Origin of the sequence: Gottfriedia luciferensis (assembly GCF_001712755.1) — a bacterium.
In the GTDB taxonomy this organism is placed as follows: Bacteria; Bacillota; Bacilli; order Bacillales; family Bacillaceae_G; genus Gottfriedia; species Gottfriedia luciferensis_B.
This window is the reverse complement of sequence record NZ_MDKC01000013.1, coordinates 265,967-283,430: the sequence shown is the minus strand read 5'-3', so window position 1 is coordinate 283,430 and position 17,464 is coordinate 265,967. Positions and strand designations below refer to the sequence as shown.

At 32.4% G+C, this 17,464-nt stretch carries 18 protein-coding genes; all 18 read right to left on the bottom strand.

Annotated elements, in window-relative coordinates:
- Position 1: 1 nt before the first annotated feature.
- The 18 genes from BED47_RS11590 to BED47_RS23710 all read right to left on the bottom strand — a co-directional run bounded on the left by BED47_RS11590 (position 2) and on the right by BED47_RS23710 (position 17,321).
- Entirely contained in the window at positions 2-1,192 is a 1,191-nt protein-coding gene (locus BED47_RS11590) for a glycosyltransferase (RefSeq protein ID WP_069033781.1), read from the bottom strand.
- Between the two features lie 67 nt (positions 1,193-1,259).
- Positions 1,260-2,450, bottom strand: a complete 1,191-nt coding sequence (locus BED47_RS11585; RefSeq protein ID WP_069033780.1) for a glycosyltransferase — start codon at positions 2,448-2,450, stop codon at positions 1,260-1,262.
- Between the two features lie 23 nt (positions 2,451-2,473).
- Positions 2,474-3,664 (bottom strand): glycosyltransferase, encoded by a 1,191-nt coding sequence (locus tag BED47_RS11580; RefSeq protein WP_069033779.1) that lies wholly within the window; start codon positions 3,662-3,664, stop codon positions 2,474-2,476.
- A gap of 51 nt (positions 3,665-3,715) precedes the next feature.
- A complete protein-coding gene (locus tag BED47_RS11575) occupies positions 3,716-4,897 on the bottom strand; it encodes a glycosyltransferase (RefSeq protein WP_069033778.1) in 1,182 nt (393 codons plus the stop codon).
- Complete coding sequence (locus tag BED47_RS11570; protein WP_069033777.1) at positions 4,866-6,023, bottom strand: glycosyltransferase family 1 protein; 1,158 nt, start codon at positions 6,021-6,023, stop codon at positions 4,866-4,868. Before BED47_RS11570 ends, BED47_RS11575 begins: the two co-directional genes overlap by 32 nt.
- A 25-nt stretch (positions 6,024-6,048) precedes the next feature.
- Positions 6,049-6,381 carry a helix-turn-helix domain-containing protein gene (locus BED47_RS11565; RefSeq protein WP_069033776.1) on the bottom strand — a complete coding sequence of 111 codons (333 nt, stop codon included), beginning with the start codon at positions 6,379-6,381 and terminating at the stop codon, positions 6,049-6,051.
- A 22-nt stretch (positions 6,382-6,403) separates the two neighbouring features.
- The gene (locus BED47_RS11560) at positions 6,404-7,537 is read right to left on the bottom strand and encodes a DegT/DnrJ/EryC1/StrS family aminotransferase (RefSeq protein WP_069033837.1); all 1,134 of its coding nucleotides are present in this window, start codon (positions 7,535-7,537) and stop codon (positions 6,404-6,406) included.
- A 75-nt stretch (positions 7,538-7,612) separates the two neighbouring features.
- Complete coding sequence (locus tag BED47_RS11555) at positions 7,613-8,233, bottom strand: acetyltransferase (protein ID WP_069033775.1); 621 nt, start codon at positions 8,231-8,233, stop codon at positions 7,613-7,615.
- Position 8,234: 1 nt separating this feature from the next.
- Positions 8,235-8,834 (bottom strand): sugar transferase, encoded by a 600-nt coding sequence (locus BED47_RS11550; protein WP_069033774.1) that lies wholly within the window; start codon positions 8,832-8,834, stop codon positions 8,235-8,237.
- 24 nt (positions 8,835-8,858) lie between these two features.
- Complete coding sequence (locus BED47_RS23715; RefSeq protein WP_175403487.1) at positions 8,859-9,020, bottom strand: hypothetical protein; 162 nt, start codon at positions 9,018-9,020, stop codon at positions 8,859-8,861.
- Between the two features lie 30 nt (positions 9,021-9,050).
- The gene (gene galE / locus BED47_RS11545; RefSeq protein ID WP_069033773.1) at positions 9,051-10,088 is read right to left on the bottom strand and encodes a UDP-glucose 4-epimerase GalE; all 1,038 of its coding nucleotides are present in this window, start codon (positions 10,086-10,088) and stop codon (positions 9,051-9,053) included.
- A 39-nt stretch (positions 10,089-10,127) separates the two neighbouring features.
- Positions 10,128-11,216, bottom strand: coding sequence for an EpsG family protein (locus BED47_RS11540; protein WP_069033772.1), 1,089 nt, complete (start codon positions 11,214-11,216; stop codon positions 10,128-10,130).
- A 32-nt stretch (positions 11,217-11,248) separates the two neighbouring features.
- On the bottom strand, positions 11,249-12,133 hold the full coding sequence (locus BED47_RS11535) for a glycosyltransferase family 2 protein (protein ID WP_069033771.1): 885 nt from the start codon (positions 12,131-12,133) through the stop codon (positions 11,249-11,251).
- A gap of 3 nt (positions 12,134-12,136) precedes the next feature.
- On the bottom strand, positions 12,137-13,246 hold the full coding sequence (locus tag BED47_RS11530) for a glycosyltransferase family 1 protein (RefSeq protein WP_069033770.1): 1,110 nt from the start codon (positions 13,244-13,246) through the stop codon (positions 12,137-12,139).
- Positions 13,231-14,385 (bottom strand): glycosyltransferase family 4 protein, encoded by a 1,155-nt coding sequence (locus BED47_RS11525; protein ID WP_069033769.1) that lies wholly within the window; start codon positions 14,383-14,385, stop codon positions 13,231-13,233. Before BED47_RS11525 ends, BED47_RS11530 begins: the two co-directional genes overlap by 16 nt.
- Positions 14,386-14,410: 25 nt before the next feature.
- The gene (gene galU, locus BED47_RS11520; protein ID WP_069033768.1) at positions 14,411-15,301 is read right to left on the bottom strand and encodes a UTP--glucose-1-phosphate uridylyltransferase GalU; all 891 of its coding nucleotides are present in this window, start codon (positions 15,299-15,301) and stop codon (positions 14,411-14,413) included.
- An 11-nt stretch (positions 15,302-15,312) separates the two neighbouring features.
- Positions 15,313-17,151, bottom strand: coding sequence for a polysaccharide biosynthesis protein (locus BED47_RS11515; RefSeq protein WP_069033767.1), 1,839 nt, complete (start codon positions 17,149-17,151; stop codon positions 15,313-15,315).
- Positions 17,148-17,321: a hypothetical protein gene (locus tag BED47_RS23710; protein ID WP_175403486.1), complete on the bottom strand. Its 174-nt coding sequence runs from the start codon at positions 17,319-17,321 to the stop codon at positions 17,148-17,150. Before BED47_RS23710 ends, BED47_RS11515 begins: the two co-directional genes overlap by 4 nt.
- Positions 17,322-17,464 lie beyond the last annotated feature (143 nt).

The window sequence follows — 17,464 nt, the reverse complement described above, 5'->3', positions numbered from 1 at the left end:
CTTATCCGATATATTGATATAACTTATCTATTTCAGAAGTAGTATCTACAATTTCGTTTAATAGATTTCTAGATAAATCCTCACTTTTTCCAGGATTATTAATTAAATATGTTATTTTTTCAAATAACTCATCTTGGTCAAATTTGACAATTAACCCATCGTAATTATCAGTAATTTGCTCATTTGCACCTGTAAAATTTGTAGTAACGATTGGTTTATGTAAACACCTAGCTTCAGCTAAAGTAAGACAGAAACCTTCGTGTCTAGAAGTTTGTACATAAAGATCAGCATTCGCTACATACGGGTATGGATTTTGTTTTGCACCTAATAGGATAAAATTGGATTCTAACCCAAGTTTATGAATTAATGCCTCGTACTCCTTGCGATCCTCACCTTCACCAATGCAATACCATCTCACGTTGTATCCATTTTCAATTAATTTTGATAATACCTTTATAGCCATATCTTGACCCTTTTCCATGGAGAGCCTTCCAACCGTCAAAATTTTTATTCCTATGAAACTATTATCAAAGTCAACCTCTGCTAAAGACATATTATTAATGACACTTGATGAAAGTATATTTTTAAATACTTCTGTTTTATTTACATCTTGTGGTAATTTTTCAATTAGCCTTTTCTTTGCTTCCTCTGAAACAACAAAGATCTTATCGAACTTTTTATGAAGCTTTTTATATAATTTCGTATTGATTAGATGTTTTGAAACATCGAAGTGAACCCATGACACCTTTTTTTTAGCAGTTACTCTGTTGGCGATATAATAATCAATGATGTCAGTAGGACCTTGATATGCTATAGCTACATCATACAAAGTTAAATCTTTTGGAACATCCTTAAAAATATGATGATAATAAATATTTCGATCTGAAGTTTTTTTTGAAATTAGGTATTTACTTAAAAAAGATAGCATTTTTACGTATTGCTTATTATGAAAGTAATCTTTCAAAGTTTTGTGTGGAGGTTGTAATATAATATCTTTAATTGTGGTAAACCATGTAGCTTCTACTACATTAACCCAATCTGGGATATTCCCAAAAAATCCCCCTTTTTTCTCTAAGAGTAGGAGCGTAATATCATATTTATCTTTTGGAATTACTGATAATAATGATAGAAGAGATTTCTCCACACCGCCTATATTCATACTACTAAGCATAAATAAAACTTTTTTCTTCATATTTCACCCCAAAAATGAGTATTAAAAAACCAAAATATCTATCTAGATGACTAATGAGGTAAATTTGTTATACATTGAGTAAGTTCAACTTCTCTATTTCCTTTGTAGTATCTACGGATTCTTTTTTTAAATTTATTTTTATTTCATTTCTTAAAATCTCATTATCTAGTAATTCTTTCACTGCCTTATACATTTCCTCTACATCAAAATTAACAATTAAGCCTGTTTCCCGATTTTTGAGCTGTTCGTTTGCACCAGTAAAATTCGTTGTAATGATTGGATTATTAAAGCATCTTGCCTCAGAAAGAGTAATGCAATATCCTTCGTGGCGCGATGGCTGCACATATAGATCGCATTGCCTCATATAAGGATATGGATTTATTTTCGTACCTAATAAAATAAAGTCTTCCGAAACATTATACTCATCTATTAATTTGAGATATTCTACCTTACCTTCTCCATCTCCAATGCAATACCATTTAACATTGTATCCAGCTTTCTTTAGCTTCGATAATACTTTGATTGCTAAATCCTGCCCCTTTTCAATTGAAAGTCTTCCAACTGTTAGAATTTTTATTCCTTTAAAATCTTCATCAAATCCTGACTCTTTTTCCGCCATCTTTTCAATTAAACTTGAAGAAATAATATTTCCGAATGTATTTATTTTGTTTTTTATTCCAGATAACTTCTCTATAAGTTTTTCTTTTCCTTCATTTGATACAACGAAAATTTGATCAAACTTCTTATATAGATTTATAGCAAACTTGTTATTAAAAGAAATTTTAGTTACATCAAAATGAATCCACTGAACTTTCTTTTTGGCGTTTATTTTGTGCATAACAAAATAGCTTATTAACTCCATTGGACCTGCATAAGCTACTGCTATATCATATTCTTTTTCAAATTTGCGATAATCTTTTAATACATATTTAAAGTATGAACTTCTATCTTTCATAATCTTTGAAAGTAAGTGATAAAAGATTAAATTAATAGCGCGAACCGGTTTACCATCTTTTAATATTTCCATAGCTTCGAATAATGGAGGATTATTTAGTAAAGCTTTTATTTTTTCGTAATCTTTTACATATTCAATTTGAATATTACTTGGTAATTCATTTAAAAAACCACCAAACTCTTCTAACATAAGTACAATGATTTCGTATTCATCTTCATTCATCTCAGATAACATATTTAGTAGTGCTTTTTCAGTTCCACCAATATTCATATTAATTATCATAAATAATATCTTTATTTTCATAGGCTTCACTCTCTCTTCTTACATTAACCTATTAACTCATAAAATTTTTCTAATTCTTCGACATTGCCTTTTTTCTCCACTCGCAAGAATTTTACTATATTCTCTTTCAGTTCATTATCCGTGATTAATTTCAATATCCCGTTTGTAACACCTTCAGCCGTCATATCTACAACTAAACCATTTTTCCCATCAATCATTTGACTATAAACTGCGTCAAACCTAGTTGTAACTATAGGAATATTTAGCATACGTGCTTCAGCAATTGCAAGACCAAATCCTTCAAACTTCGATGTTTGAACATAAAGATCAGCATCTTTTATATATGGATAAGGGTTTGATTTTACCCCTAACAAGATAAAGTTTGTATGTAACTGATGATCCTCAATATACTTTTCAATTTCTTGTTGTAACGGTCCCATTCCTAATACATACCATCTAAAGTCAATGCCCTTTTCTTTCAGATTTTTGCAAGCTTCTAAAGCAAGATCATAACCTTTTTGTTGGGCCAACCTACCAATCGTTAAAATTTTAATGCCATTAAAATTATCTTGATAACTATCTCCACTTAATGCCATTTGGTTAATAAATTCTGGATTATTTATATCAAAAATAACCTCCATTTTACTGGAACAACTAGGAAAGGTCTTTATGAAGATTTCACGTGTAGAATTTGATACAGCTACAATTTTTTTATATTGATCATAAAACGGTTCTTGAAAATTCCTTTCATGATCAGTTAAATGATAGCTTACGTTTACCCATGCGTATTTTTCCTTTGCTATAACTTTATCAGCGACGTAAAAAGTAGGAATACCTTGTGCATAACTTATTGCAATATCATATACTTTTTCATTTTTCTCGATCACATTGGAAACACTTTCCCAAAATATTCTTGCTTCTTCCGCTATACTATAGTTTTTTCTCCTTATTTCAAAGGAATACTTTAGCCTTGAAAATAGCATATCAAATTTAAATTTCTTTAATGAGTTGATAACTGAGTCAGTCATACTAAGCTCAGTAAATTTGGTGTATTTAAGGGGGGGTAAAATATTTACATCCTTAGGAACAAGCTTCTCGAATTCACCACCGTGTGCAAATAACATTAGATCAACGGAGTATTCTTCTAGATTTAATAAATTCAATAGTGTAGTTAAACTTTTTTCCGCTCCTGCTATGTGTAAGGAATCAATTACAAAGAGTATATTTTTTTTCACTAGAAAAACCTCCCTTATACAGGTTTATATTTAAGCAAAAGCTGTCGCAAATTATATTAAGCTATAAAGTTTGTTTAGTTCATTTAAATTACTAAAAACTGTATCTTTACAATTGGTTACTAATTGCTCTCTCATTCGGGAATCCAAGTAAAGTTTTTCAATACCATCTGCAATACCCTGGACTGAGAGCTCACAGATTGAACCATCAAATCCATCTTTTACTTGGCTTTTAGCTGTTGGATAATTTGTTATAATAACCGGCTTCGAAAGAACTTGCGCTTCGACCACCGTAACTGCTTTTCCCTCATACCTAGATGGTTGTACGTATAAATCAGCTTCTTTTATAAATGGGTAGGGATTTATTTTTTTTCCTAAAAGAATAAACTGATCCGTTAAATTATTTTCCTCTATCAAATCTTTAATTTGTTGTTCGTCGCCCCCGTAACCGACTACATACCAACATATGTTTTTGTATCCTCGATCATTTAACATTTTCAGTGCTTTAACCGCGGAATCAATTCCTTTTGCGTATGAAAGTCTGGCCACAGTTATAATTTTAAATCTTGCATCTTCCACCATTGGATTATCGGCTTCTTCATTTGCTAATGTGTTAATCAATTCTGGAGTTGTAATGTTTTCCATTACGATGACTCGGTCCTCTAATTCTGAATATTTACTTATGAATGCATGTTTGCATTCATCTGAGACTGCTACGATATAATTGAACTTACTCCACAATTTCACATCTAATTCAATGTCTGTTTCCACTGTTGAAAAATCTGTATGAATCCATGCAATTTTGATCTTGGCATCTACTTTCTCCGCTACAAAGTAATGTGGCCATAGGTAACTAATTGCCACATCATATTTCTTATTTAGCTTTGGTAGAAAAGGAACTGAATACTTCCACATATATTGCATTTGTTTATATCCATTTTCGGAAGAGTGATTTTTATTTGCCAAGTACTTTGCTAACAGTCTAGAAAACGCAAGACTTAATTGCCCACTTTTTATGACATCTAGGACTGGCATCCGAAATGTCTTATATGCCTTACTTTCCGCGAGTAGATTTGCCTTATTAGGCAAAAGCTTCATAAATTCACCTGTATGACTATAAAGCATTAAATCAACTGTGTAACTCTTAAAATCAAAGTTATTTAACATACTGATTAGGCTTCTCTCAACTCCTCCAATCTCTAGATCAAAGGATGCCACTAATATATTCTTCTTCATTTAGTTCACCTGTCGAATATTGGTAAATAGCCAATAAATTTGATATTCCTTTAGAAACCGAATATCCTTCCGTTTCGAATCCATTAATTATTCGGTTAATATTGCCTTCCTTATTCCGAGAATTCATTAATATTGTATTTGCCCAAAGCTCTGGTCCTTCGCTTAACATGCGCTGTTCTACTAGTCCGATATTTAAGTTTGCCTCAGGCTGTACTGCTTCAGATACAATACAAGGTATACCACTTGCTTGCGCCTCTAAAAGAACAAGTCCTAATCCCTCGTACAAAGATGGAAAAACAAATAAATCCATACTATGTAATAGCGTTGGTATGTCTTCCCTAATACCTACAAATTTAATATTCTCATCGATTCCAAACTTTTTAACTTCTTCTTCAATACCTACTCTTAATTCCCCATCACCGACTAATAACAAGGAAATGTTTTTTTGCTTTTTTAAAATGTTCTTCATTATCTCAATTAAAAACAAGTGATTTTTTGCATCCATGAACCTACCGATATGACCAATTACAAAACTATTTTCTAAATCTGCTTCTTCTTTGAATTTCTTCACTTCTTTTAATGGCGGTTCTAGAAATTTTGTATAGTCTATTACATTCGGATAATAGGAATATCTTGTTTTTACTAATTCTTTCTCTCCAAATAAATATCGTCCGGCACCATTACTACATGCCAACAATTTTGTTGAAGTTACATTGATGAGTTTTCGCATTATTCCTTTATAGATTGTTCTAATTAAAGATTGATTAGTATCTAAAGTTGTATGTGCATGTGATATTCTAATCTTTACACCTGCTAATTGAGCCGCTAAATTGGCTATACCACAATTAAATAAAGTATGTGCATGAACTACATCATACGGACCGTACTTTTTAATCGCAGTATAAACTTCTTTTACTGAGTATGTTTTTACCAATCTTATAATACGTCCGCCTAATCTTTCTATTTCTTCGTCATAGTGTGCTTCTTTTTGACTATAAGAAATAAAATCAAATTGAATTTTGGTCCGATCTATATTTCGATATATATTCATTAGCATTGTTTCGGTCCCTGCTCTATTCATTGCACCAACAACATGAAGGACCTTTAAGGGCTTTGTTTTATCCATACATAACTCCCTTTAGCATTTCTTATCAATGATTTTTAGAATTCTTCCATTTTACAAATTCAAATACCTTTTTATATTCTCTTAACTCTTCTCTTCCAATGCCAATTTCAACTAATTCCTTTATAAGATCAATATAGTCATTTTCGAGTTTATTATTTTCTATATTAGTCCCCAGTAATGTTCTAAATTCAACTCCTAATACCTTCGAAATCTTTTCTACAACTTGAATAGACGGATTATCGTTTAATTCACGCTCAATATTGCTTAAATAAGACTTAGAAATATTAGCTTTTTCTGCAAGTTCTGATAAAGTAAGTCCCTTTTTGATACGAATTTCCTGAATGTTTTTTCCTATCATTTTTGGCACCTCAGCTGTTCTGTCATAGAATGCCCTCCCTACAAGCTACTTTATAAAATAATTTTTTGATACAGCTTATTACTCTACTTTGATCGTCAAACGATAGATTCGATCCTGAAGGTAAACAAATTCCAGTTTCGAACAATCTCTCTGCAACATGGTTATTTTCTTCATTAGGATAATAACGAACTCCTTTGAATAGGGGTTGCAAATGTAATGGCTTCCACACTGGTCTTGCTTCAATATTTTCCTCTTCTAATGCATCTAATAAATTATTTACTGATAGATTAGATTCTTCTTCTTTAATCGTTAATGCTGTAAGCCATCGGTTACTGCGTGTATTTGCTAACTCTGGCATAAAAGTTAGACCTGGTAAATCTTTTAGTTCTTCAAAATAGCGTTGAAAAATCCTTCTTCTAGCTTCAATTCGCTCCTCTAATACTTGCAATTGAGCTCTACCAACCCCTGCCAAAATATTACTCATCCTATAATTGTAACCAGCTACACTATGTTGGTAATGTCGCGCTTGATCCCTAGCTTGAGTGGCTAAAAATCTTGCTCTTTGTATTAACTCAGTATTATTTGAGACAAGTGCTCCGCCACCAGATGTCGTGATAATTTTATTTCCATTAAAGGAAAAAATACTAAAATGACCAAAAGTACCACTAACTCTTCCTTTATAAGTAGAACCAAGTGATTCAGCCGCATCTTCAATAATAGGTATATTATACCTGGAGCATAACGATTGAATTTCATCCATTTTTGCAACTTGTCCATATAGATTAACAACGATAACAGCCTTAGGAAGAGTTCCTTCTAAATATGAGTCATGCAATGCTCTTTCAAGTGCTTTTGGTGACATATTCCATGTATCAGGCTCCGAGTCTATAAAGATCGGTTCGGCTCCTTGATAAATTATTGGGTTAGCACTAGCCACAAAGGTAAGACTAGAACAAAATACCTTATCGCCTTTTGTGACATTTAATAAAGAAAGAGCCAAATGAATTGCAGCTGTTCCTGAACTAACAACTAACGCCCCATTGGCTCCTATATAATCAATAATATCTTTTTCAAATCCATCAACATTGGGTCCAAGTGGTGCGATCCAATTCGTATTAAATGCATCCTGTATATATTTTATCTCCTCTCCGCTCATATGGGGGGGAGATAAATAAATTCTTGATAAGGTCAACTCACTTACCACCTTTTCGAAAAATTTAATCTACAAATTTCAATTTTTAATAATTCTAGCTGGGCAGCCTACTACTGTACTAAGTGGTGAAATATTGTGAATAACCGTTGAACCCGCACCTACAATTGACCAACACCCTACTTTAATACCGGGAATAATAGTAGCTGATGCTCCGATATGTGCACCTTCTTCTACTAACACGTTTCCTGTTAAAGTAGCATTTGGAGAGACATGCGTATAGTCTCCGATTTGATTATCATGTTCAATGATTGCTCCAGTATTAATTACACAATGATCGCCTATTTGCGCTTCTGCATTAATAACTGCATTTGGCATGACCACTGTTCCGTATCCAATTCTAGTCGAAGTGCTAACAATTGCTGAAGGATGAATAACTGTTAAGTATTGTTCTTTTTTAATATCCATTGAAGTAACTATATTTTTTCTAAGCTTGTTATCTCCTATTGCAATCACTACTTTAGCTTCTTGATCTAGAAATTTTTTTAAAGAATCAAATGGAGCATATATAATTCCATTCTCACGTTTTTCAACTTTATATTTGTCATCTAATATAGCAACAATTTCATTTCCCTTTATCGAGTAGATGATGTCTTGGACAACTTTGCTATGTCCCCCATTACCTAAAATAATTACCTTCATACTACATCACTTCATTAGAACCAGTGAATTTTTCCATTGTCACTTGCCCCTCCTGTGAAATTCCTTCTTTCTTTATAACCTTAATAGCTGTTTTAATTAGGATTTTCAAATCTAAAAGGAGACTATTATTTTTCACATACCATACGTCCATTTTAAATTTCTCCTCCCATGTAAGTGAATTCCGTCCATTTACTTGGGCCCAACCTGTAATCCCAGGTTTTACATTATGCCTTAGCATCTGTTCTTCTGTATATAAAGATAGATATTCCATTAAAAATGGTCTTGGTCCAACTAAACTCATATCCCCTTTAACCACATTTATTAACTGTGGAAACTCATCAATACTATACTTTCTTAAAAACTTCCCGAAAGCAGTTAAGCGTAATTCATCCGATAAAAGGTTTCCTCCTGCATCATGCAAATCACTCATTGTTCGGAATTTATACAAGTAAAATGGTTTACCATTTAAACCAGGGCGCTGTTGAGTAAAGAGTATAGGAGCACCCATTTTTAATCTAACAAAAATTGCTACAACTACTAGAGGTAGCAATAGCAACAGCAATATTATCATTGAACATACTAAATCTATGACTCTTTTCATTTTTAGTCTACTCCTAAAAATTAATTACTTCGTTTCTACTAAATTGTTTGTGCTAATCATTATGATCGTATTTTTCATATCATTTATAAAATCAATCGTATTTAATTCATTCGAATGGCTTCCTCTATAGTAAAAGAGTTTTAGAATATCTATTAATTGTTGTTGTGATAAATTAATTGATTCCATTTTTTCCTCCCAAACCAAAAAAACACTGCATTATTGCACTGTTACTTGTTCAATCCCTTCAGTATATCCGTTCGGATTATTTTTTTGCCATCTCCATGTATCCTCACACATTAAATGAATTCCCTTTGTAGCTGTAAAGCCAAGTTTTTGCATAGCCTTTGTTGGATTCGCATAACAAACTGCCGCATCACCAGGACGTCTTTCTTTAATTCTATATGGTATCTTTTTACCAGATGCTATTTCAAAAGCTTCAATCATTTCTAGAACACTATAGCCATTGCCTGTACCAATGTTATATGCTTCAATTCCAGTGTTGTTTTCTAGGTTTTTTAGTGCATTCATATGACCAATTGCTAAATCTACCACATGAATATAGTCCCTCACACCTGTGCCGTCTTTTGTTGGATAATCATTTCCAAAAATAGTTAATTGCTCCAATTTACCTACTGCTACTTGTGAAATGAATGGCATTAAGTTATTCGGAACTCCATTTGGGTCTTCGCCAATTAAGCCACTATGATGTGCACCGATTGGATTAAAATATCTCAATAATGCTATCCTCCAAGTATGGTCTGATTCGTATAAGTCCTTAAGGAATTCCTCAATCATAAGCTTAGTTCGTCCGTATGGATTAGAAGCGCCTAAGTCACTACTTTCTAATATCGGTGATTCATTCTTTGAACCATAGACTGTGGCAGAAGAACTAAAAACAAGCTTTTTTACTTCATATTTTCTCATCATTTCGCAAAGATTAATCGTTCCTGTAATATTGTTATAATAGTATTCAATAGGATTTTGGACTGATTCACCTACAGCTTTAAGCCCGGCAAAATGGATAACAGCCGATATTCTATTCTGAGAAAATATATTTTCTAACTCATCTCTATTTAATAGGTCAATATTATATGTTTTAAATGACTTACCCGTTATCTCTGACACCCTTTTTAATGCTTCTGGCTTACTATTTGAAAAATTATCTAGAACAATAATTTCATTGCCACTCTGTAACAGCTCTACGATTGTGTGACTCCCAATATATCCTGCTCCACCAGTTACAAGAATTGCCATTTATTTTTCCTCCTATAAAAGACTAAAAAATAATCACTTTTACCAGTTTAAATTAATATAATCGCTGAAATATTGTATTTGCAGACTAATTACATTTTCATAGTAATAATAAAAAAAGTAGCAAATTAGTATGCCATAATAGATTAACTTTTGATCTCTTACTCGAAATAATTTCACAATCCATGAAATTAAAATTAGCTGATAAAAACTAAAATAAATTGAAATTCTTGCAAAGATCCAATTTTGCGTTGAAATAAGCATAAAGACAAATCCAAGTAAAGCCATATTGACAACAATATCACTCTTTGGATTCATTTCTCTTAACCTCTCTCTTCCCACAAAAGCAATTAAAAGTGGAATTGCTGTTACTGCAACCCTAATAATGCTAGCTCCACCTTCTTGAAAGTTTTTATAGACTGCATACTGGGTATCTTGAATAGCGTTAAACAAATAAGTTGAAAGTTGATTAAATCCAATTATGAATACGATTGATAATAATAATAGAGCGATTGTTACTTTTGACCATGCCTTAAAGCGCACAAGAAAATAAATTGGAATTAAAATAAGTGCAGTTTGATGAAATAAAGAAGCAAATAAAATAACGAGTAGATAGCGTTTAAAGCTACCTTCCAGCAATAGTCGTATACCTGCAAAAGCAATGGATGCAGCAAGTACTTGTCTGATACCATTCATAGAGACCAAAAACAAACCACCAGTAATATACACATAAACGCTCAATTCAAAAATTCTTGAATAATTATATAAAGTAAAAATAACTAATACATTTGTGATAATCGCTGTTGTAATTAACAATATTTGAGGATTTGAAGAAAAATATTTTAAAATCATTTGCAGAATGCCGAATCCAATATCCTTAGACTCTAAAATATAGTTCCATGTAAAGTCATGTCTTTTATAGATATCCACATATGCATATGTGTCCCCGATATTTGATCTAAGTCCCGATACGCAAACTAGAGTTACTAATACAACAAATGCCAACGTTTTATTAGGTTTTATATAGACCGATGATAATGTTGCGGTGCTAGATATGCTAACCCTTGAGGTTACCCGTGCCATGAATGAAAAAACAAATACAATTGCTAAATTGAACCAAAATATAGTCATACCAATATCCTTCCAAAAAACAAAACCACTTTTTAGGCGGCTTTTGTTTTTGTCGTAATATAAATATATAAAGTTATCCCAAATGGAATCGCCAAGATTGTTAAACCTTTTTTAGGCGTCTCGTCTAAAAAACTCCAGTTTCTACTCATAATGCTACTAGAAACATAATGAATGGCTTGTCTGAATTTAAACAACTGACTTGCAAATGGCAATTTCATCATTTCTTTTCGATAAAATGCAAATCCATTCGGATTTTTAATATATTGACTTAACATATTTAAAGATGATCCATCTGCAAGATACTCTACATAGCATAAAGTTTCATTCATTAATAGCATTTCGTATTGTTTATCAAGCATGTGATATTTGTATGCTAGACCAACATAACGTTCATTTTTAAATAGTGGATATGGAAATTTTTTTGTTAACTCTGTTCGATATACAAGTTTTTTATCACCAGTTACTCCAAATTTATTATATAAATCAAATAATCTAGACTGTTTTCTATTAACCGGTAACTTTGTACCAATAATTTTTCCATCTGAATATGCATCTAGACCAATAATTCCACTCACATGATCGTTACCAAATTGATTCCAGTGCTTAATAATTTTTTCAACCGCATCTAAAGGCATATAATCATCTGAATCAATACAAACATTAAGTTCTGTGACAATTTTCTGGTAAGCGGTATTATGAGCACCATGCATTCCTTGGTTTTTCTGCCAATAATACATAATTTCAATTTTATTTTCTTCGATCCAACCTTCAACTAATTCTTTAGTATTGTCAGTTGAACCATCATCAATAATTAACCAGATAAATTCTTTGCATGTTTGATTCTTTAAACTCTCGTAACATTTGTGAAGGCAGTATGCTCGATTAAATGTTGGAGTAAATACAGTTAATTTCTTCATATCCTACCTCCCTAACGAGATATATGTCTTTTGGGTATTCTCCGCTGTTATGCGAATATCATATCCTTTTTGGATCAATGCACTTCCCGCATTTCCTCTTTTAAAATTTCTTTTTGCTTCTTTCAAGATTTTCTCAACCCATTTTTCACTGTCATTTAATGAACAGTATTGAATTAGTCCCATCCCCATATCAACTTCTGTTGTAATCGTATCTGAAATAATACAAGTTAAACCTGCACCTTGTGCTTCTATTAACGTTACAGGTAAACCTTCGTGTAAAGATGGGAAAACAAATACATCCATTGCTTGTAAAAGTTTATAAATATCATCTCTAATACCAAGTAACTTTACATTTTTCTCTATTTGAAGTTCTTTTATTTTCGATTCTATTTTTGCTTGAAGGGAACCTCCTCCAACTAAGATTAGAACTGCACTCGGCATTTCTTTTAATAGTGAAGCAAAAATTTCTAGTAAAAAGAGATGATTTTTTTGTTGATTAAATCTTCCAATATGGCCAAGTACAAATGCTTTGTCCGAGATATCTAACTGATCCCTAATTTGTTTTCTTAAATTTAATGAGAATTGAAACCTCTCACTTTCAATTCCATTTTTTAAGATTAGTGATTCACTTGAACGTTTAGTAAATAACCACCTACTTGCTGACTCCGAACAAGCAAATAAATGGGTAGCATTGGGCTCAATGTATTTACCCGCATACCATTTATAAACCTGTGAAGCCAACCCACCTTCACTTTTTGTATTATGGCTGTGGGCAATTCTCGTGGGTATATTAGCTTTTTTTGCAGCTCTTAAAACTAAGCCACTCATTTTATCCATATGAGAATGTACGATTTTATAATTAGGATTTAGCCTAAAAAATTTATCTAGTTTTCTTATATAACCTATATGACCAACGTCCGTTATATATGGAATTCTATGAATCTTTCCACCCATGGCAATTATTTCAGAGTCATATGCCCCCTCTTTACACGTTAAAAAATCGAACTGTATTTTCGTTCGATCAATATTACGATACAAATTCATTATTAATGTTTCCGCGCCACCTCTGTTCATATTAACAACGGTATGTAAGATTCTTAAAGGGTCGCCCACATTGTATCCTCCATTTCCTTCATATAGCTCTTATATACCTCACTTTTTTCCAATATTACTTTATCAATGCTATATTTTCTCATAATGATCTTTCTACTATTGGCCCCAAGCCTCTCTTTGAGACCCTTTCTTTCGGCAAGGTCTTTTATAGCGCTTGAGAAACCAGTGGAGTCATTACTCTTTACAAGCCATCCATTTTTGTTATTAATTACAAGCTCTCTATGCCCTCGGTTATCTACTGCTATAATCGGTAAGCCACAAGACATGGCCTCCATTATATTGACCGGCAAACCTTCACGTAGACTAGACCCAACTGCAACGTCACACATAGGTAGGATTTCTTTAATATCCTTTCTAAAACCTAAAAACTCTACCATATGTGAAATTCCAAGTTGATTTGCTAACTGTTTACATTCATTTAGTAAAGCACCTTCCCCAGCAAGTAGAAGTTTTACATTCAACAATTCATCTTTCATTAGTGCCAATGAATTAAGTAGAAATTGTTGATTTTTATTTTTATTAAATTCTGCTGCATAAAAAAGCAAAAAGTCATCTGGTTGATATCCAAACGACTCTCTTACTACCTTTTTATTTAATTCATCAATTGGCTTAAAATCCTCTGTATCAATTCCAACCCCATGGATATGTACGATTCTTTTAATATTAAAACTTCTATTTGATAACTCATAATCTTCTTTATTAATCGTTATTAAACAATCTGATAGGGGTGCCATGAATTTTTCAATTGGATAATATAATAGCCAGTTTAATATTGGTGCACCCTTACAAAAATGGAATCCATGTGCTGTGTAAATCAATTTTGTTGTTCCTTTAGCCCTGGACTTACGAGCCGCAAGGCGAGCAAGTATCCCACCCATAGGAGTATGGCAATGTATGATCTCATAATTATTTTCATCTATTATATTTTTAAGGTCTTTTAGTGCCCTTATATTTTTAAAATTAAAAGGCGATCTTTGAATAGGTAGATTAAACTTTTTGTCGACATAATGAATATTGTTTTCTCCATTAGCAGCAATATGTACTTCCCAGCCATTATCCTTGAACCACTTTATATATGGCATATGAAATGCCGTAAAATGATAATCCACAGTTGCACAAAAGAGCACCTTTTTTTTCATCTTTTTCACCTATCAACATTATTTTCTAATCATTTGACCCGCTAATTAATTCTTTTTTCATTAGTTCCGTTAAATAATCTAGAACACTATGTCTCAAGTCCTCCCTTTTAAGAGCAAACTCAAGAGTCGTTTTAATAAAACCTAATTTCTCGCCTACATCGTATCGAGTTCCTTCAAATTCATAAGCATAGACTGCTTCTTGTTTGTTAAGTTCAGCAATTGCATCAGTCAGTTGAATTTCATTTCCAGCCCCTGGTTTCTGATTACTTAAAATATCAAATATTCTCGGCGTTAGTATATAGCGGCCTAAAATCGCTAAGTTTGAAGGAGCTTCTTCTTGCTTTGGTTTTTCTACTAAACTATGAACATTATAAAAATGATTATCTATTAAACTCCCGTCAACAATTCCGTATCTAGAAACCTCAGCTTCATTTACAGTTTGTACACCTAATATAGAAGCATTATATCGATTAAATTGCCCAATCATCTGCTTTAAACATGGTGTATCGGCTTTAACAATATCATCGCCCAATAACACTGCAAATGGTTCATCACCTATAAATTTGCGTGCACACCAAATCGCATGACCTAAGCCCCTTGGTTCTTTTTGGCGAATATAATGAATGTCTACCATCTTTGATGATTTCTGAACCTCTGATAATAATTCAAATTTACCTTTTTCTAATAGATTTTGTTCTAATTCAAATGAATTATCAAAATGATCTTCAATCGCTCTTTTACCTTTTCCGGTTACAATAATAATATCCTCAATTCCTGATTCAATGGCTTCTTCAACTATATACTGAATAGTAGGCTTATCTACAATTGGCAACATCTCTTTTGGCATTGCTTTTGTTGCCGGTAGAAATCTAGTTCCTAATCCAGCAGCAGGTATTATGGCTTTTTTAATTTTCATTTTTTTCTCCCTTAATTTAAAATTGGTGTTGTAGCGTTCGTTTGAGAAATAACTTTATTATTAGCCAAATTTAATAATCTCTCTCTGAGGTCGTCCTTCTCTAAATCTGAAAAGTTATCAATAATTTCATGTATTTCACTTATATGCAAATCCGTTGTTTTTCCAATATAAATCTTCGGATAAATTTGTTCTTCATGAATTTCTTCTTCTTTTAATAATTCCTCAAATAGCTTCTCTCCCGGTCTCATTCCTGAGAATTCAATCTCTATATCCTCAAGTGAATTACCTGATAATAAAATTAAATTTCTAGCAAGATCTACTATTTTTACTGGATCGCCCATGTCTAATACGAAGATTTCGCCGCCCTTTGCTAATGCCCCTGCTTGTATCACTAGCCTAGATGCCTCGGGAATCGTCATGAAATAACGCACCATATCTGGGTGAGTAACAGTGACAGGGCCTCCATTTTCAATTTGCTTTTTAAAAAGTGGAATAACACTCCCTCTACTACCTAGCACATTTCCAAATCGAACTGCTACAAATTTGGTATCACTATTTTTATCCATATCTTGAATAATCATTTCTGCAAGTTTTTTTGTTGAACCCATTACACTCGTTGGATTGACAGCTTTATCAGTTGAAATCATGACAAATGTTTTTACACAATGCCAGCTAGCTGCTTTTGCAACATTCATAGTACCAATTACATTATTTTTAATTGCTGCCTCCGGATTTCGCTCCATTAAAGGTACATGCTTGTGTGCTGCTGCATGGTAGACAACATCCGGACTATATTGTTCCATAATTGACATCATTTTCTTTTCGTCTTGTAAATCAGCAATCTCTGTTATAAATTCAATGCTAGAATCCTTAAAACTATTCTTTAATTCCATTTCAATTGAATAAATGCTATTTTCACCATGGCCAAGTAAAATTAATTGTTTTGGATTAAAGTTAGAAATTTGTCGTGAAATTTCCGAACCGATTGATCCTCCCGCTCCTGTAACTAATACAACATTATTTGTAATTGATTCAGAAATGCTGCCCATATCCATTACAACAGGATCCCTTCCTAATAAGTCCTCTACTTGAACATCACGGAATTGATTGACTGAAACCTTACCAGTAATTAGATCTTCTAACATAGGTAGTATTTTAGTACTAGCGTTTGTTTTAGAGCATTCCTGAAAGATAATATTTAACTCCTTTTTATGTAACGAAGGAATTGCAATAATAATATTTTCAATTGAATATTTACTTACAACACTTTCAATTTTTTCAACCCCACCTAAAACAGGAATTCCTAGTATATCTAAGTGATGTTTTTTTACGTTATCATCTATAAAAGCAACAGGATGGAGATGACTATAATTATCGTTGCTCTTTAAAAGCTGTCTTGCAACCATAGTGCCTGCTGCGCCAGCACCAATAATTAGGGTTCTCTTCTTAATAATATTTTTTCTAACGAGTGAATCTCGATATAACCTCCAAGTAAATCTTGAACCACCTATTAATATCATATGAAGTAACCAAGCGACCGCAAATAACCTGAAATATGTTTTTTGCATAATCATTTGCTGGATAATTAAAGATGTAACTATTGAAGACGTTACAATATTAAAGATAATAATTATTTCACCTATACTTGCATATTCCCATGCCTTTTTATAAAGTTTAAAAATTAAAGAAAAAATATGATGGCTTAATAAAAGAAAAAGTGAACTTATAAAAACAGGTTTAATAAAAATATCAATTGTTGCGTCTACCAAAAATCGACTAATAAAAATGGATGTGAGTGCAATACATGAATCAATAATTATAAATAGAGATAATCTTTGCCTATAAGTCACTTGAATGCTCCTCTCATAAACCATCCTACGTTATATAATTCAAGCTTTTTTCTACCATCGTCATTTATTTTATTATTTGGTAATCCGTTAGTTTCATCTAGCCGTTCAAATTGTTGAATGATTCTAATTCTATTCTTTAGTGTTTTAGGTAGCCTATCCTTAATTTTCATATTCACATCCCCATACTGTATTAATAAAGTGCTTATTTTTGCACTCTTTTAAAAAAAGCACATAAATAAACACTTTATATAAAAAACGGGCATTCAACCCACCCTCACACCACACTCTTGACGACTTGCGTCTAAGGTATATT

Bases quoted from the DNA above. Each gene is read 5' to 3' on its own strand.
- BED47_RS11590 (WP_069033781.1), bottom strand. From the start codon at position 1,192: ATGAAGAAAAAAGTTTTATTTATGCTTAGTAGTATGAATATAGGCGGT.
- BED47_RS11585 (WP_069033780.1), bottom strand. From the start codon at position 2,450: ATGAAAATAAAGATATTATTTATGATAATTAATATGAATATTGGTGGA.
- BED47_RS11575 (WP_069033778.1), bottom strand. From the start codon at position 4,897: ATGAAGAAGAATATATTAGTGGCATCCTTTGATCTAGAGATTGGAGGA.
- BED47_RS11570 (WP_069033777.1), bottom strand. From the start codon at position 6,023: ATGGATAAAACAAAGCCCTTAAAGGTCCTTCATGTTGTTGGTGCAATG.
- BED47_RS11565 (WP_069033776.1), bottom strand. From the start codon at position 6,381: ATGATAGGAAAAAACATTCAGGAAATTCGTATCAAAAAGGGACTTACT.
- BED47_RS11560 (WP_069033837.1), bottom strand. From the start codon at position 7,537: ATGAGCGGAGAGGAGATAAAATATATACAGGATGCATTTAATACGAAT.
- BED47_RS11555 (WP_069033775.1), bottom strand. From the start codon at position 8,233: ATGAAGGTAATTATTTTAGGTAATGGGGGACATAGCAAAGTTGTCCAA.
- BED47_RS11550 (WP_069033774.1), bottom strand. From the start codon at position 8,834: ATGAAAAGAGTCATAGATTTAGTATGTTCAATGATAATATTGCTGTTG.
- BED47_RS23715 (WP_175403487.1), bottom strand. From the start codon at position 9,020: ATGGAATCAATTAATTTATCACAACAACAATTAATAGATATTCTAAAA.
- galE (WP_069033773.1), bottom strand. From the start codon at position 10,088: ATGGCAATTCTTGTAACTGGTGGAGCAGGATATATTGGGAGTCACACA.
- BED47_RS11540 (WP_069033772.1), bottom strand. From the start codon at position 11,216: ATGACTATATTTTGGTTCAATTTAGCAATTGTATTTGTTTTTTCATTC.
- BED47_RS11535 (WP_069033771.1), bottom strand. From the start codon at position 12,133: ATGAAGAAATTAACTGTATTTACTCCAACATTTAATCGAGCATACTGC.
- BED47_RS11525 (WP_069033769.1), bottom strand. From the start codon at position 14,385: ATGAAAAAAAAGGTGCTCTTTTGTGCAACTGTGGATTATCATTTTACG.
- galU (WP_069033768.1), bottom strand. From the start codon at position 15,301: ATGAAAATTAAAAAAGCCATAATACCTGCTGCTGGATTAGGAACTAGA.
- BED47_RS23710 (WP_175403486.1), bottom strand. From the start codon at position 17,321: ATGAAAATTAAGGATAGGCTACCTAAAACACTAAAGAATAGAATTAGA.